General features: G+C 64.4%; 13 protein-coding genes. 4 read left to right on the forward strand and 9 right to left on the reverse strand.

The annotated features are described in order from the left end of the window. Positions 1-60: 60 nt before the first annotated feature. From P6U23_RS38815 to P6U23_RS38830, 4 genes are all read right to left on the reverse strand, one after another. A complete protein-coding gene (locus P6U23_RS38815; RefSeq protein WP_407177539.1) occupies positions 61-957 on the reverse strand; it encodes a TauD/TfdA dioxygenase family protein in 897 nt (298 codons plus the stop codon). A 253-nt stretch (positions 958-1210) separates the two neighbouring features. Then, positions 1211-2503, reverse strand: a complete 1293-nt coding sequence (gene ispG, locus P6U23_RS38820) for a flavodoxin-dependent (E)-4-hydroxy-3-methylbut-2-enyl-diphosphate synthase (protein WP_407177540.1) — start codon at positions 2501-2503, stop codon at positions 1211-1213. Between the two features lie 13 nt (positions 2504-2516). Beyond that, positions 2517-3470 carry a DMT family transporter gene (locus P6U23_RS38825; RefSeq protein WP_407177541.1) on the reverse strand — a complete coding sequence of 318 codons (954 nt, stop codon included), beginning with the start codon at positions 3468-3470 and terminating at the stop codon, positions 2517-2519. A 65-nt stretch (positions 3471-3535) separates the two neighbouring features. Continuing rightward, positions 3536-4027, reverse strand: coding sequence for a Fur family transcriptional regulator (locus P6U23_RS38830; protein ID WP_407177542.1), 492 nt, complete (start codon positions 4025-4027; stop codon positions 3536-3538). A 156-nt stretch (positions 4028-4183) separates the two neighbouring features. On the opposite strand from P6U23_RS38830, the gene P6U23_RS38835 reads away from it, so the two are divergent. Genes P6U23_RS38835 through P6U23_RS38845 form a run of 3 tightly spaced genes read left to right on the forward strand, consistent with a single transcriptional unit; the run spans position 4184 to position 7390 of the window. Further along, positions 4184-4666: a MarR family winged helix-turn-helix transcriptional regulator gene (locus P6U23_RS38835; RefSeq protein WP_407177543.1), complete on the forward strand. Its 483-nt coding sequence runs from the start codon at positions 4184-4186 to the stop codon at positions 4664-4666. Then, a complete protein-coding gene (locus P6U23_RS38840) occupies positions 4659-5822 on the forward strand; it encodes an HlyD family secretion protein (RefSeq protein ID WP_407177544.1) in 1164 nt (387 codons plus the stop codon). The genes P6U23_RS38835 and P6U23_RS38840 overlap by 8 nt, the downstream gene beginning before the upstream one ends. Positions 5823-5824: 2 nt before the next feature. Further along, positions 5825-7390: an MDR family MFS transporter gene (locus P6U23_RS38845; RefSeq protein ID WP_407177545.1), complete on the forward strand. Its 1566-nt coding sequence runs from the start codon at positions 5825-5827 to the stop codon at positions 7388-7390. Positions 7391-7530: 140 nt separating this feature from the next. Here the strand turns inward: P6U23_RS38845 and pcaG are convergent, their stop codons facing one another. The 3 genes from pcaG to pcaF all read right to left on the reverse strand — a co-directional run bounded on the left by pcaG (position 7531) and on the right by pcaF (position 10144). Further along, positions 7531-8130, reverse strand: a complete 600-nt coding sequence (gene pcaG / locus P6U23_RS38850; RefSeq protein ID WP_407177546.1) for a protocatechuate 3,4-dioxygenase subunit alpha — start codon at positions 8128-8130, stop codon at positions 7531-7533. Next, on the reverse strand, positions 8131-8832 hold the full coding sequence (gene pcaH / locus P6U23_RS38855) for a protocatechuate 3,4-dioxygenase subunit beta (protein ID WP_407177547.1): 702 nt from the start codon (positions 8830-8832) through the stop codon (positions 8131-8133). 103 nt (positions 8833-8935) lie between these two features. Next, positions 8936-10144, reverse strand: a complete 1209-nt coding sequence (gene pcaF, locus P6U23_RS38860) for a 3-oxoadipyl-CoA thiolase (protein WP_407177548.1) — start codon at positions 10142-10144, stop codon at positions 8936-8938. Between the two features lie 222 nt (positions 10145-10366). Here pcaF and mutS point away from each other — a divergent pair, with 222 nt between their 5' ends. After that, a complete protein-coding gene (gene mutS, locus P6U23_RS38865; protein ID WP_407177549.1) occupies positions 10367-13108 on the forward strand; it encodes a DNA mismatch repair protein MutS in 2742 nt (913 codons plus the stop codon). A gap of 149 nt (positions 13109-13257) precedes the next feature. Here the strand turns inward: mutS and P6U23_RS38870 are convergent, their stop codons facing one another. Next, on the reverse strand, positions 13258-14058 hold the full coding sequence (locus P6U23_RS38870) for a hypothetical protein (RefSeq protein ID WP_407177550.1): 801 nt from the start codon (positions 14056-14058) through the stop codon (positions 13258-13260). A gap of 147 nt (positions 14059-14205) precedes the next feature. Next, positions 14206-14715 carry an OsmC family protein gene (locus P6U23_RS38875; RefSeq protein ID WP_407177551.1) on the reverse strand — a complete coding sequence of 170 codons (510 nt, stop codon included), beginning with the start codon at positions 14713-14715 and terminating at the stop codon, positions 14206-14208. Between the last annotated feature and the right edge of the window lie 12 nt (positions 14716-14727).

Below are 14727 nucleotides of genomic sequence, written 5' to 3' on the forward strand. Positions count from 1 at the left end.
ATTCCCGGTATAACCACGAGTCGCCCCCGTGAAAGCGGGGACCCACCCTACACCTCTTCGTCACACCGGCCGTTCGCCCTTCACGGTGACGCGCGTGCCTGACCGCGTGTGCGGCCAGTAGTCCCACATCGCGCGGTGCTGGGTGCAGCGGTTGTCCCAGAACGCAATGGCGTTTTCCGTCCAGCGGAAACGGCACTGGAACAGCGGGTTTTCGGCGTGCTGATAGAGATAGGCGAGAATGGCGTCGCTCTCGTCGCGCGGAACGCCAATGATGTGGCGGGTGAAGCCGCGGTTGACATAGAGCGCCCTCTTGCCCGTCACGGGATGCGTGCGCACCACGGGGTGTTCTGCATGCGGATAGGCCGGCTTGTCGGCGACGCCATAGTTCGCGTAAAGCCCGCGATAGATCGGCTCGCCGTCATGCAGCGCGGTCAGCCCGTCGAGATAGGCCTTCATGCGATCCGACAGCGCTTCATACGCCGCGTACATGTTGGCGAACAGCGTATCGCCGCCGCGCGGCGGGCATTGTTTGATGTAGAGGATGGAGCCCATCGGCGGCTCGAGATCGCAGGACACATCGGAATGCCAGCCCTCACCATTGGCGCGTGGTGAGTCCTTGTCCGCATAGATCTTCATCAGCGCGGGATCGTCGCCCTCATGAGGCGCCGCGGGATGAATGTGCAGCTCGCCGAACTTGCGGCCGAAGGCGAGATGCTGGGCCGGCGTAATGTGCTGGTCGCGGAAGAAGATGACGAGGTTTTCGGCGAGCGCGCGATGGATCTCGTCCATCTGGCGGTTCGAGCGGACGTCGTCGGAGACGAGCTTTGCGATGTCGACCCCGGAGATTTCCGCGCCGATGATGGGCGTGAGCTTTTCGACGGCGATGGTCTCGTACGGCTCGCTTTCGTCCGCGAGGTGCTTGTAGCGGGGCCCTTGCTTTGATGACAGCGAACTCATCGTGTTCCTCCGGCTCGTTTTTGCGCAGGCATGGTAGCCCGAGTCGAAAGAAGCGCAACACATGCCGATGTCGTCCCGGACAAGCGAGCTCCCGGTAACGCGCAGCGTTGTCCGGCAGCGAGCGCCGATCCGGGACCCATAGCCAGAGGCAGACGTTTTCGCGAAGGCTGGCGCTCCAGCCTTGCGTAACAACTGAGGCCTGTGGTTATGGATCCCCGCTTTCGCGGGGACGACAGGTGGAGATAGTCTTCCGCTATTCCGCGGCCGTCACCGTCTCAGCGGACACCTTGGCGCCGTTGCCATAGCGCTGGTCGATATAGTCGATCACCAGCGCCTTGAAATCGGCGGCAATGGTGGGACCGCGCAGGGTGCGGAACTTCTTGCCGTCGATGAAGACCGGTGCGGCCGGCGCTTCGCCGGTGCCGGGCAGCGAGATGCCGATATTGGCGTGCTTGGACTCGCCGGGCCCGTTGACGATGCAGCCCATGACCGCGACGTTGAGCGTCTCGACGCCAGGATATTTCGTCTTCCAGACCGGCATCTCGTCGCGGATGAAATCCTGGATCGAGCGCGCCAATTCCTGGAACGTGGTCGAGGTGGTTCGGCCGCAACCTGGGCAGGCCGCAACCAGCGGCACGAAGGTGCGGAAGCCCATGGTCTGCAACAGTTCCTGCGCCACCTGCACCTCAAGCGTGCGATCGCCGCCGGGCTCGGGGGTGAGCGAAATGCGGATGGTGTCGCCGATCCCCTGCTGCAGCAAGATGCCCAGCGCGGCGGAGGAAGCAACGATGCCTTTCGAGCCCATGCCCGCCTCGGTCAGGCCGAGATGGATCGCGTAATCCGAGCGGCGCGCCAGTTCCTGATACACCGCAATCAGGTCCTGCACGGCGGAAACCTTCGCCGACAGGATGATGCGATTCTTCGGCATGCCGAGCTCTTCGGCGCGCTTGGCCGAGAGCAGCGCCGACTGCACCATCGCCTCGCGCGTCACCGCCCGGGCATCGCGCGGATTTTCGGAGGCCGCGTTCTCGTCCATCAGCTTGGAGAGCAGTTCCTGGTCGAGCGAGCCCCAATTGGCGCCGATGCGCACCGGCTTGCTGTTCTTGTTGGCGATCTCGATGATGTCGGCAAACTGGGTGTCGCGCTTGTTCTTGAAGCCGACATTGCCGGGATTGATGCGATATTTGTCGAGCGCTTCCGCGCAGGCCGGATATTCGGCGAGCAGCTTGTGGCCGATATAGTGGAAGTCGCCGATCAAGGGCGTCGTGATGCCCCGTTTGCGCAGGCCGTCGCGAATGTGGGGGACGGCGGCCGCCGCCTCTTCCCGGTCGACCGTGATGCGCACCATTTCCGAGCCGGCGCGCGACAGCGCGGCCACCTGCTCCACGGTGCTTTTCACATCGGCGGTGTCGGTATTGGTCATCGACTGCACGACAATCGGCGCGCCGCCGCCGACAGCCACGTTGCCGACCAGGACTTGGGTGGTCTGATGCCGCGGCGCGGGGCCGGCGATATCGGTTTGGGGCAGTTTTTCGGGCTTGTTCATGGGGGTTTCGATATCAGGTTTTGGTGACATTCAGCAACGGATCAGAGGGAACCGCGACGGTTGGGCTCGGCCGGTTAACCAGAAAAAGTCCAGCAATTACAAGCAGGGCTGCGGCCCCGAAGGCCAGGCTAAGCCGGTCATGCATGATGAAATAGCTAGCCACGACGCCAAACAAAGGGGTGATGAAGGTAAAAGCGGACAATTTGCTGGCCGAATAGGCCTTCACCAGAGCAAACCAGAGCGTAAAGGTCGTGCCGACCACCCAGACCGCCTGGAACACCATTAAAGAAATGGTTAGCGGGCTGGGCGGATGGCTGATGGTTTCTCCCGAGAGCCAGGCTGCAAACCCCAAAATCGGGATCGAGAGCGCGACCTGGTAGCCCAGCGCCTTTTCCGGCGGCGCAAACCTTAACTTCGAGGCCTTGGCGACCAATGTGGTCGCGGCCCATAAGATCCCGCCGCCGACAATCATCAGGTCGCCCAGCAGCACCTTGGAATCGACATCGGCCTGCGGAACCCCGATCGCAAGCGCGACGCCGAGGAAACTCAAGGCAAGACCGCCCCATTGCGCGGTGCCCAAGCGCTCTCCGAGCAGTTGAAAGGAGCCGAGCGCCACCACGAAGGGCGCGCAATAGAGAAACACCACCGCGCGCGAGGCCGTCGTGAATCGCAGGCCCTGGTAGATCAGCACGAATTCGACGCCGAACATCGCCCCCGCGAGCAGGCCCGGCCAGAGGGTGCCGTCGCGCTCAAAAAACCTGGCACCACGCAGGCGACCGATCAGCAGCAGCACCGGCAAGGCGCCGGCCGAACGGATGCACGCCTGCAGCATCGGCGGAATGTCTGAAAGCACCAGCTTGACCGCGATCTGGTTGAACCCCCAGGTGAAACACAGCATCAGCATCAATGCGATGGCGCCCGGGCTGAGCGGCCGCCCGGCCGACGAAATCACTTGTTTCGAAGACATTTCTCTCCGTAGCGCCAATGGCGCCCGCATCCTTGTTGTTGGACGTTATTGCGGTTGGATTTGGTTTATGCGGCCTTTTGGCAGTGGGCGCAAAGGCCGGTGATTTCGAGCACGGACAATTTCGGCACAAAGCCTGAGGCCCGTGCCGCGGCGTTGAGACTTTTCGCCACGGGCGCGGCGGGAATTTCGCCGACCGCGCCGCAGCGGTCGCAAATCAAGAATGCCACCATCGCGGCATCGTCGTGGTCATGCGCGCAGGCGAGAAAGGCGTTGCGGCTTTCGATGCGGTGAACCAGGCCGTTCGCCATCAGGAAATCCAGCGCGCGGTAGACCGTGATCGGCGCCGGCCGCGGCATCGACCTGGCGAGCGCATCGATGATCTCGTAGGCGCCGAGCGGACGGTGGCTGGCGAGCAGCGCCTGGAGCACCTGGCGGCGTATAGGGGTGAATTTCTGCGCCCGCAGCGCGCAGACCCGTTCCGCATGCGTGATCGCGTCCGCGGCGCAGCGGTCGTGATCATGGTCGGGCGCAGGAAAGGCTGGCTTTTCGAGGGTCATTGCGGCGAATTTGTACCATTTTGGGCGCCATTCCCAAAGCCCGCGCGCCGGGTGATGCCTGCCATGTGCATAGCGAGGGTCGGTTCCCTTGTTAAGACGCCGTGAAGCGATCATAAGCTAGCTTATTATATTCCGAGCTCATTGGAGACCAAGCTTATGATCCGCGGTTCCGTGGATGCGAATTTCCTGTTCACGCTGGGCGAATTGTACCGGCTGATCCGGACCCATGCGGACAAGGAGGCGAGGCGCTTCGGCATCACCCGCGCGCAATGGGCGGTGCTGGCCAAGGTCGAGCGCAGCGAGGGCATGAAGCAGAGCGAGCTCGCCGAACTCCTGGAAATGCAGCCGATCACGCTGACGCGGCTGATCGACAAGCTTTGCGAGCAGGGCTGGATCGAACGGCGCAGCGATGCCACCGACCGCCGCGTCAATCGTCTCTACTTGCGCAAAGCCGGCCGCCAGCTCCTCGGCAAGATGAGCGGCTTGCGCTCCGAGCTCACCGCCACCGCGCTGGAAGGGATCAATCCGGCGGATGCCCATCGCCTTTTGGCGCAACTCGAACAGGTCAAGGAAAACGTGCGTAACGCAATACAGAACACGACGACCGACCAGGTCCGCAAGGAGCAGCGCTATGGCTGATCCGGTCTTGAAATTTCCGCCCGAGCAGAAGGGCAAGGGCGAAAACGCCGGGGCCAAGGCTGCAGCCCAGCCGGGGCGCCGGCTGATGGCGGGATTGCGCCGCCACCGCCGCTTCCTGCTTCTGGTCGTCCTGCCGATCATCGCCGCGATCGGCGGACTCGTCTTCTATCTCAATGGCGGGCGCTATGTCGGCACTGACGACGCCTATGTCGGGGCACAGAAAGTGCTGATCACGCCCGACATCTCCGGCAAGATCATCAAGATCGTGGTGAAGGAAGGCGAGCACGTCAAAGAAGGCGACGTGCTGTTCGAGATCGACCCCGAACCGTTCCAGCTCGCGCTCGACCAGGCCAAGTCCGCGCTCGAGCAGGCGCGCACCAGCTACAACAATTTGCACGCCAATATCGCCATCTACCAGCAGATGGCGGATTTGATGCAGCAGACCATCGATCTGAAGCAGCGCGATGTCGATCGCAAGTCGACGCTGGCAAAAAGCAGCTTCGGCTCCCAGCTCGATCTCGACAATGCCTCCTCCGCGCTGGTCACCGCGCGGGCCGAATATGCCTTCGTCCAGCAGCAGATTTCCAACGCGAAGACGCAGCTACTCGGCAATGTCGATCTGCCCATCGAGCAATTTCCGCCCTATTACCAGGCCAAGGCGGCGCTCGCCGTGGCGCAGCGCAATCTCGACCACACCGTGCTCCGCGCGCCGATGAACGGCATTGCGACCCAGGTCGACCAGATCCAGCTCGGGCGCTTCGTGCCCGCCGGCACGCCGGTGTTTTCCGTCATCGACGTCGATCATCCCTGGGTCGATGCCAATCCGAAGGAAAGCGACTTCACCTATGTCGCTGTCGGCCAGCCGGTGACGCTGGAGGTCGATGCGTTCCCGAACCACCTGTTCAAGGGCTATGTCGGCTCGCTCTCGCCTGGGACCGGCGCGCAATTTGCGATCCTGCCGCCGCAGAACGCGACCGGCAATTTCGTCAAGGTCGTGCAGCGCGTGCCCGTGCGCATCTATTTCGATGAGAACGATAAGTATGTGAAGAAGCTGAAGGCGGGCATGAGCGTCTATGCCACCATCGACACCGGCCATCGCCGTTCGCTTGCCGGCCTGCTCGGCTTGTCGGCCTCGGCGAACCAGGACCGGGAGTAGCCGTGTCGGGCGCGCCAGCTTCCCTCGCGGTTCCCGGCCTGCGCCGGAACATGGTGACGATCTGCGCCATGACCGCGACCATCATGCAGGCGCTGGACACCACCATCGCCAACGTCGCGCTGCCCTATATGCAGGGCACGCTGTCGGCCTCCCAGGACCAGATCAACTGGGTGCTGACCTCCTATATCGTCGCGGCCGCGATCATGACCGCGCCGGTGGGCTGGATCGCCAACCGCTTCGGGCGCAAGCGCACCTTCATCATCTGCTCGGCCGGCTTCACGGTCGCGTCCGTGCTGTGCGGGCTCGCGCAGGACATCAACCAGATGGTGCTGTTCCGCCTGTTGCAAGGCGTGTTCGGCGCGGCATTGGTGCCGCTCTCGCAGGCGGTGATGCTCGACTACTACACGCTGCAGGAACGCGCCAAGGCGATGTCGATCTGGGGCATGGGCGTAATGATGGGCCCGATCATGGGACCGTCGCTCGGCGCCTGGCTGACCGAGACCTATTCCTGGCACTGGGTGTTCTTCGTCAACCTGCCGTTCGGCTTCGTCACCGTGCTCGGCCTGATGGTCTTCATGGACGAGACCAAGCAGGACCATGAGCTGCGCTTCGACTGGTTCGGTTTCGGCGCGCTCGCGGTCGCGATCGGCGCACTGCAGCTTGCGCTCGACCGAGGCGAGCAGCAGGGCTGGCTGGAGTCCAACGAGATTATTGCCGAATTCATCATCTCCGGCATCGGCTTCTACTATTTCTTCGCGCATTCCTTCACGACGCCGAATCCATTCATCCGGCTCGCGCTGTTCAAGGACCGGAATTTCGTCACCGGCTGCATTTTCATGACGGTGATGGGCCTTGTGCTTTACTCCACCATGGCCCTGGCTTCGCCCTACCTGCAAAACGTGATCGGCTACCCGATCATTACCGCGGGCGTCCTGCTGGCGAGCCGCGGCTGCGGCACTTTCGTCGCGATGATGTTGGTCGGACGGCTCATGCGCTATTTCGAAGCGCGCTCGCTGATCATCACCGGGCTGATCATTACCGCAGCGTCCTTATTCCAAATGACCGGATGGACCGATCAGACCGGTGCTCCCGAAATCGTGACGGTCAGCATCGTCCAGGGATTCGGGTTTGGCCTCGTCTTCGTGCCGCTTTCGACGGTGGCGTTCATGACATTGTCCAATCAATTGCGCACCGACGGCACCTCGATGCTGACCCTGGTGCGCAATGTCGCGAGCTCGGTGGGCATTTCCATCGTGATCGCGCAGCTCACCGAGGGTTCGCGGCGCACTTACGCCATTCTCTCCGAGCACATCACGCCGTTCAACCAGGCGATCCAGATGCCGGACGTCAGCCGTCTGATCAACCTTGGCACCGACTCGGGCCGCGCGCTTGCGGACGTGATGGTGGCCTTGCAGGCGCAGATCATCGCCTTCTCGCAAGACTACCAGCTCGTGATGATCTTCATCCTCTGCTCGATCCCGCTCGCGATCATGATCGGCTCGACCAAAGTCGCGCTGCGCAGCCAGGCCGGCGGTGGCGGCGGCGAGCAGCATGCGGTGATGGAGTAGGTCCCGTCGTCTCGGCCAAGCGGAGCGCGAGCCGGGACCCATAACCACAGGGCGATGTTGGTGCGAAGGTCGTCGGCCGCGGAATACCACGGATAGATTCCGCGGTATGGGTCCCGGCTTTCGCCGGGACGACGGCGGAATCAAATATCGAAAAACACCGTCTCGCCCTCGCCCTGCAGGCGGATGTCGAGCGAATAGACCGCGCCATCGCCCGCCTTGCGCTGGGCGATCAGCGTGCTGCGGCGGTCCGCCGGCACCAGCGCCAGCACCGGGTCGCCGGCATTTGCCCCCTCGTCGCCGAAATAGATCCGCGTGTAGAGATGCCGCAACATGCCGCGCGCGAAAACCGCGAGCAGGATATGCGGCGACTGCGGCCTGCCATCGGCGTCGGGCACTGAGCCCGGCTTGATGGTGTCGAAGGCGTAAGCCCCGTTCTGGTCGGTGCCACAGCGGCCAAAGCCCCTGAACGTGGCGTTCGGCAACGCACGTTTGTCCTGCGGATCGGCGAAACGCCCTTGGGCGTCGGCCTGCCACACTTCCAGCATGCAATCCGGCACCGGCAGACCGTCGCCGTCATACACGATGCCCTCGATGCGGATGCGCTCGCCGGAGACGTCCGGCGTGATGAGGTTGTTGGTGAAGGCGTCGTTCCAGTCGTACTGGCCGCCCGGGGTCAGCCCGTACTTGAAGAACGGACCGACGGTCTGCGATGGCGTGATGCCTTCCGGTTTACTTGCCACTTAATTGTTCTCCATTGGCGTGGCGTTACGTCCGCGCAGCACGATATCGAAGCGATAGCACAGCGCCCATTCCGGCTGAGTATTTTCCAGATCGAACGACGAGATCATTCGTGCGCGCGCCTTCTCGTCGGCGACCGCGTTGAAGATCGGATCGAACGGAAACAGAGGATCGCCCGGGAAATACATCTGCGTCACCAGGCGCGAGATGAAGGAGTGGCCGAACACCGAGAAATGGATGTGCGCCGGGCGCCAGGCGTTGTGATGATTGCCCCAGGGGTAGGCGCCAGGCTTGATGGTGACGAAGCGGTAATAGCCGGACGCGTCGCTCTGCGCGCGGCCGGCGCCGGTGAAGTTCGGATCGAGCGGCGCCGGATGCTGGTCGCGGACGTGAATGTAGCGGCCGCAGGCGTTGGCCTGCCAGATCTCGACCAGCGTATTGGGCACGCCGCGACCATCCTCATCGAGCACGTGGCCGTGCACGATGATCCGTTCGCCTAGCGGCTCGCCCTTGTGTTGCACGGTGAGGTCGCTGTCGCCGGCGCGCACCGTCTCATGCCCGTAAACCGGGCCCGTCAGTTCCGACAGCGTGTGACGCATGGGGATCAACGGCTTGCTGGGCGCGCGCTTGATCGAGCTTTTATACTCGGGTGACAGCGGCGCCGGATGCGCGTTGTTGCTATCGACCGGATAGATGAATGTCATGGCGAACTCCTCCTTTTGTCATTGCGAGGCGCGTCAGCGACGACGCAATCCAGTTCGCGGCTTTCTGGATTGCTTCGCCTCGCTCGCAACGACGACGCGGACGTCAATTCAGTTTCTCGATCGCGACCGCGACGCCCTGGCCGACGCCGACGCACATGGTGGCGAGCGCGAGCTTGCCGCCGCGCTTTTCCATGCCGTGGACGGCGGTGAGCGCCAGCCGCGCGCCGCTCATGCCAAGCGGATGGCCGAGCGCGATCGCGCCGCCATGCGGATTGACGAAGTCGGCATCGTCCTTCACGCCGAGTTGCCGCAGGCATGCAATTCCCTGCGAAGCAAAGGCCTCGTTGAGCTCGATCAGGTCGAAGTCGCTGATCTTGAGGTTCAGCCGCTCCATCAGCTTGCGCGTTGCCGGCACGGGGCCGATGCCCATGATGCGCGGCGGCACGGCGGCCGAGGCAAGACCGAGAATGCGAGCCCGCGGTGTAAGACCATGCTTCTTCACGGCCGCCTCGGACGCGAGAATCATGGCGGCGGCGCCGTCATTGACGCCGGAGGCATTGCCCGCCGTCACCGTGCCGGGATTGCGCACGATCGGCTTCAGTTTTGCCAATCCCTCGATGGTGGTCTCGGGCCGCGGGTGCTCGTCCTTATCGACGGTAATCGGGCCGGCCTTGCCGCCCGGCGCCGTGACCGGCGTGATCTCCTCGGCGAAATAGCCCGACGCGATCGCCGCGCCCGCCCGCTGCTGCGAGCGCAGCGCGAATGCGTCCTGGTCCGCGCGCGAGACCTGGAATTCCTCGGCGACGTTCTCGCCGGTCTCCGGCATGGAATCGACGCCATATTGCTGCTTCATCAAGGGATTGATGAAGCGCCAGCCGATGGTGGTATCGAAGATCTCCGCCGAACGCGAAAACGCTTCCGCCGCCTTGCCCATCACGAACGGCGCCCGCGTCATCGATTCGACGCCGCCGGCAATGGCGAAATCGATCTCCCCTGATCGGATGGCGCGGCCCGCGGCGCCCACCGCATCCAGCCCCGAGGCGCAGAGACGGTTGAGAGTCTGTCCGGGAACCGATTCCGGAATCCCCGCGAGCAATAGCGCCATGCGCGCGACATTGCGGTTGTCCTCGCCGGCCTGGTTGGCGCAACCGAAAAAGACTTCGTCCAGCGCGGACCAATCGAGCTTGGGGTGCTTGGCGAGCAGCGCCTTGATCGGAGTGGCAGCGAGGTCGTCGGCGCGCACCTTGGCGAGCGAACCGCCGAAACGGCCGATCGGGGTTCTCACGGCATCACAAACAAAGACATCACGCATCGGTTTTCTCCCTGAAATGCCGCCTTCGGCCTCAATTGAGGGCGAGTTGTAGGAGCGCCTCTGCGTGAGGTCAATTGAGGCGTTGATGCGGAGCGGCGCGTTGGCGCGGGGCCGCCATGCTTAATCCAGCGTCCTTTGGTCACGCGTTGAGGGGTGGAAAAGGCGGATCGCTCCCGCAAAGCGATAGGACAGGATTGCGAAATTGGCTAGTTTGCGCCTCCCATGACCGTCCAGCCGTCCATCTCTCAAGCCCCCGCCACCGCCGCCGAGCCCTCGCAGCTTGCGGAAACATCGGCGCGCGTGACGCCGATGATGGAACAGTATCTCGAGATCAAGGCCGCCCACCCGGGACTGCTGCTGTTCTATCGAATGGGCGATTTCTACGAGCTGTTCTTCGAGGATGCAGAGATCGCCTCCAAGGCGCTGGGCATCGTCCTGACCAAGCGCGGCAAGCATCAGGGCATGGACATCCCGATGTGCGGCGTCCCGGTGGAACGCGCCGAAGACTATCTGCACCGGCTGATTGCCAAAGGCTCCCGCGTCGCCGTGTGCGAGCAGACGGAAGATCCGGCCGCGGCGCGTGCCCGCGGCAACAAGAGCGTGGTCAAGCGCGACGTGGTGCGGCTGGTGACGCCGGGTACGCTCACCGAGGACACGCTGCTGGATGCCCGCGCCAACAATTACCTCCTGGCGGTCGCGCGGGCGCGCTCGTCCTCAGGCGGTGACCGTTTCGGGCTCGCCTGGATCGACATTTCGACCTCCGAATTCATGGTCACGGAGTGCGCGAGCGGCGAATTGCAGGCGACGCTGGCGCGCATCAATCCCAATGAGGCGATCGTCGCCGATTCGCTCTACGGCGATACCGAGCTCGGTCCGCTGCTGCGCGAACTGCCGGCGGTGACGCCGCTCACCCGCGACGTCTTCGACAGTTCCACCGCCGAGCGGCGGCTGTGCGACTATTTTGCCGTCGCGACCATGGATGGGCTGGCCGCGATGTCGCGGCTGGAAGCCACGGCCGCCGCTGCCGCCGTGACCTATATCGACCGGACCCAGGTGGGCAAGCGCCCGCCGCTGTCGCCGCCCGCGCGCGAGGCGGTCGGCACCACGATGGCGATCGATCCCGCGACCCGCGCCAATCTCGAATTGACGCGCACGCTCTCCGGCGAACGCCGCGGCTCGCTGCTCGACGCGATCGACTGCACGGTCACCCCAGCGGGATCGCGGCTGCTGGCGCAGCGCCTGGCGGCGCCGCTGACCGATGTCGCGCAGATCGCGCGGCGGCTCGATGCCGTCGGTGTCTTCGTTGCCGACAGCGCCGCGCGCGAAGACATCCGCTCCATCCTGCGCGGCGCGCCCGACATGTCGCGGGCGCTCGCGCGGCTCTCGCTCGGCCGCGGCGGCCCGCGTGATCTCGCCGGGCTTCGCGACGGCATGATCGCCGCCGACCAGGCGCTGGCAAAACTCACCGAACTGGAGCAGCCGCCGGCGGAGGTCGCGGCCGTGATCGAGGCGCTCAGCCGTCCCGCGCGCGAACTTGCGCGCGAGCTCGAGCGCGCGCTTGCCGAGCAACTGCCGCTCATCAAGCGCGACGGCGGTTTTGTCCGCGAGGATTATGAAGCCGCGCTCGACGAGGCGCGCTCCCTGCGCGATGCCTCGCGGCTGGTGGTCGCGGCGATGCAGGCGCGCTACGCCGACGAGACCGGGATCAAGGGCCTGAAAATCCGGCACAACAATGTGCTCGGCTACTTCGTCGAGGTGACGGCGCAGCATGGCGACAAGCTGATGTCGCCGCCCCTGAATGCGACCTTCATCCATCGCCAGACCCTCGCCGGGCAAGTGCGCTTCACAACCGCCGAACTCGGCGAGACCGAGGCCAAGATCGCCAACGCCGGCGACCGCGCGCTCAATCTGGAGCTGGAAGTTTTCGAGCGGCTCACCGCCAAAGCGCTCGCCGCGAGCGAAGACTTGCGCGCCGCGGCGCACGCTTTCGCCTTGCTCGACGTTGCAACCGCGCTCGCCAAGCTCGCCGTCGACGACAATTACGTGCGGCCCGAAGTGGATGCTTCGCTCAGCTTTGCCATCGAAGGCGGCCGGCATCCCGTGGTCGAGCAGGCCTTGAAGCGCGACGGCGCGCCGTTCATCGCCAACAATTGCGATCTTTCGCCTGCGCCTGCGCAAAAGTCCGGGCAGATCTGGCTCGTGACCGGCCCCAACATGGCCGGTAAATCGACCTTCCTGCGCCAGAACGCGCTGATCGCACTGCTCGCGCAGATCGGCAGCTATGTGCCGGCGAGCCGCGCCCGGATCGGCATCGTCGACCGGCTGTTCTCGCGCGTCGGGGCGGCGGACGATCTCGCACGCGGACGCTCCACCTTCATGGTCGAGATGGTCGAAACCGCGGCCATCCTCAACCAGGCCGGCGAGCGTTCGCTGGTCATCCTCGACGAGATCGGCCGCGGCACCGCGACGTTCGACGGCCTCTCGATCGCCTGGGCCGCGATCGAACATCTGCATGAAAACAACCGCTGCCGCACGCTGTTCGCCACCCATTATCATGAGCTGACCGCGCTTTCGGCCAAGCTGCCGCGGATGTTCAACGCCACCGTGCGGGTGAAGGAATGGCATGGCGAGGTCGTGTTCCTGCACGAGGTGCTGCCTGGTTCGGCCGATCGTTCCTACGGCATCCAGGTGGCGCGGCTGGCCGGTCTCCCCGCGCCCGTGATCGCGCGCGCCAAAACGGTGCTGGCGAAACTGGAAGCCCAAGACCGTGGCCAGACCGCGCGCGCGCTGGTCGACGACTTGCCGCTGTTCGCGGTCCCGTCGCGGGCGGCTGCCGAACCTGCGCTGCCGGACGAAGCGGCGCAGTTGATCGAAGCCGTGAAGGCGCTGCATCCAGACGAGATGTCTCCGCGCGAGGCGCTGGACGCGATCTATGCGTTGAAAGCGAAATTGCCGAAGCACTGAGACCGTGATTCCGGGGCGATGCCACCCGGTCCGCGCGAAGCGCGGCCGGACGACAGGCTCCGCATCGAACCCGGAACCTCGAGATTCTCAGATGTGCCATTGCACATCAGAGTTCGCTCGCTGACGCGAGCGCCCCGGAATGACGGCGCCTATTTCGCCACCGCCACCTTCCTTCGCCCGTTCCACCACAGCGCCAGATTCCACCCGACGCAGGTGGCGAGCGCGAGGCTCAGGCCGACGGCCGAGCCGAAGCGCAGGGCGGCGACATGCAGAACCGCAATGGCAACGCCGAATCCCATCAGGCCCCAGCCGCCATTCGCGATCACGGCGGCGGTCGCCGGCCCGCCGATGCGCGGATGCAGGATCAGCATCAGGCTGGTGAACACCACAGGGAACAACGCCAATATGCCTGTGATCGCCGGCCCCACCCGCCCTGATAGCGTCACCACGGCAGCGACCAGCACGGCCACGAGCGAAGCGCGGAACGGGATGTCGTACCAGCGGCGCGTGATCAGCGGCATCTTCACGTGGCCATAGCGCTGCATCAGCGGCACGCAGATCGCGAACGCAACCACGTTGGCGATGAGCCCGCCGACAAGCGAGAGATCGAGCGCACGCAATCCCGCGGCAAGCAGGAACCACACCGCGAGCGCGGACACCAGACTGAGCAAGAGACCGTGACGCTGCGCCAGCAGCACGTAAGTCAGCGCCAGAAACAACGTCGCGGCATTCACGGGCAGGCTGGCCAGCGCACCTTCTGCGATGAACGCCGCATCGTGATCGAGCGCGAGGAATACGTAAGATGGTCCCGCAGAGATCGGCAGCGTCGCCACCAGCGCACCGATCACGGGGCCCGAACGCTCGGCAATGATCGATGCCGACACCACGAAGGCGGCGGCGACCGCCATGCGGAGCCCGAGCACGAAGATGAGGCTGAGGTCGGGAGACATTTTTGCTGTCGTCCCGGCGAACGCCGGAACCCATAACCACAGGCGGTCGTTTTCTTGAGCGGTCGAGGTGACAAGCCTGCGCGCGAATTGATGCCGGTGATCATGGGTCCCCGCTTCCGCGGGGACGATACCGATCTTTGTTCGACGCTAGATGCGCTTCATCGTCACGGAGACCTTCGGGCCGTTCTTGATGGTCTGATAGACCACGCAATAGCGCTCGGTGAGTTTGAGAAGCAGATCGAGCTTGTCCTGCGGCGCGTCGGTGGCGACCTCGAAACGCAGGCGGATTTCGGCGAAACCGACCGGCGCTTCCTTGTCGACCCCGAGCGTCCCGCGAAAATCGAGATCGCCTTCGGCGAACACCAGCCCCTGACGGAGCGGCACCTCGATCGCGGTCGCGACCGATTTCAAGGTCACGCCGGCGCAGGCGACCAGCGCCTCCAGCAGCATATCGCCGGAACACAGCTCCAGGCCGGAACCGCCGGTCGCCGGATGCAGGCCCGCGACCGCGAGCGCGCGGCCGGTCTCGACTTTGCAGGCGATGCCTTCATTGTCGATCGAGCCCTTGGCCTTGAGCGTGATCAACGCGGCGTTGGGGTCGGATTTGTAACGCTCCTTGATCGGAGCCTGCAGGCTGCGAAGTGCGGCGGCGTCCATCGTTTTCTCCCG

The sequence above is a fragment of the Bradyrhizobium sp. STM 3562 genome, assembly GCF_045571435.1.
In the GTDB taxonomy this organism is placed as follows: domain Bacteria; phylum Pseudomonadota; class Alphaproteobacteria; order Rhizobiales; family Xanthobacteraceae; genus Bradyrhizobium.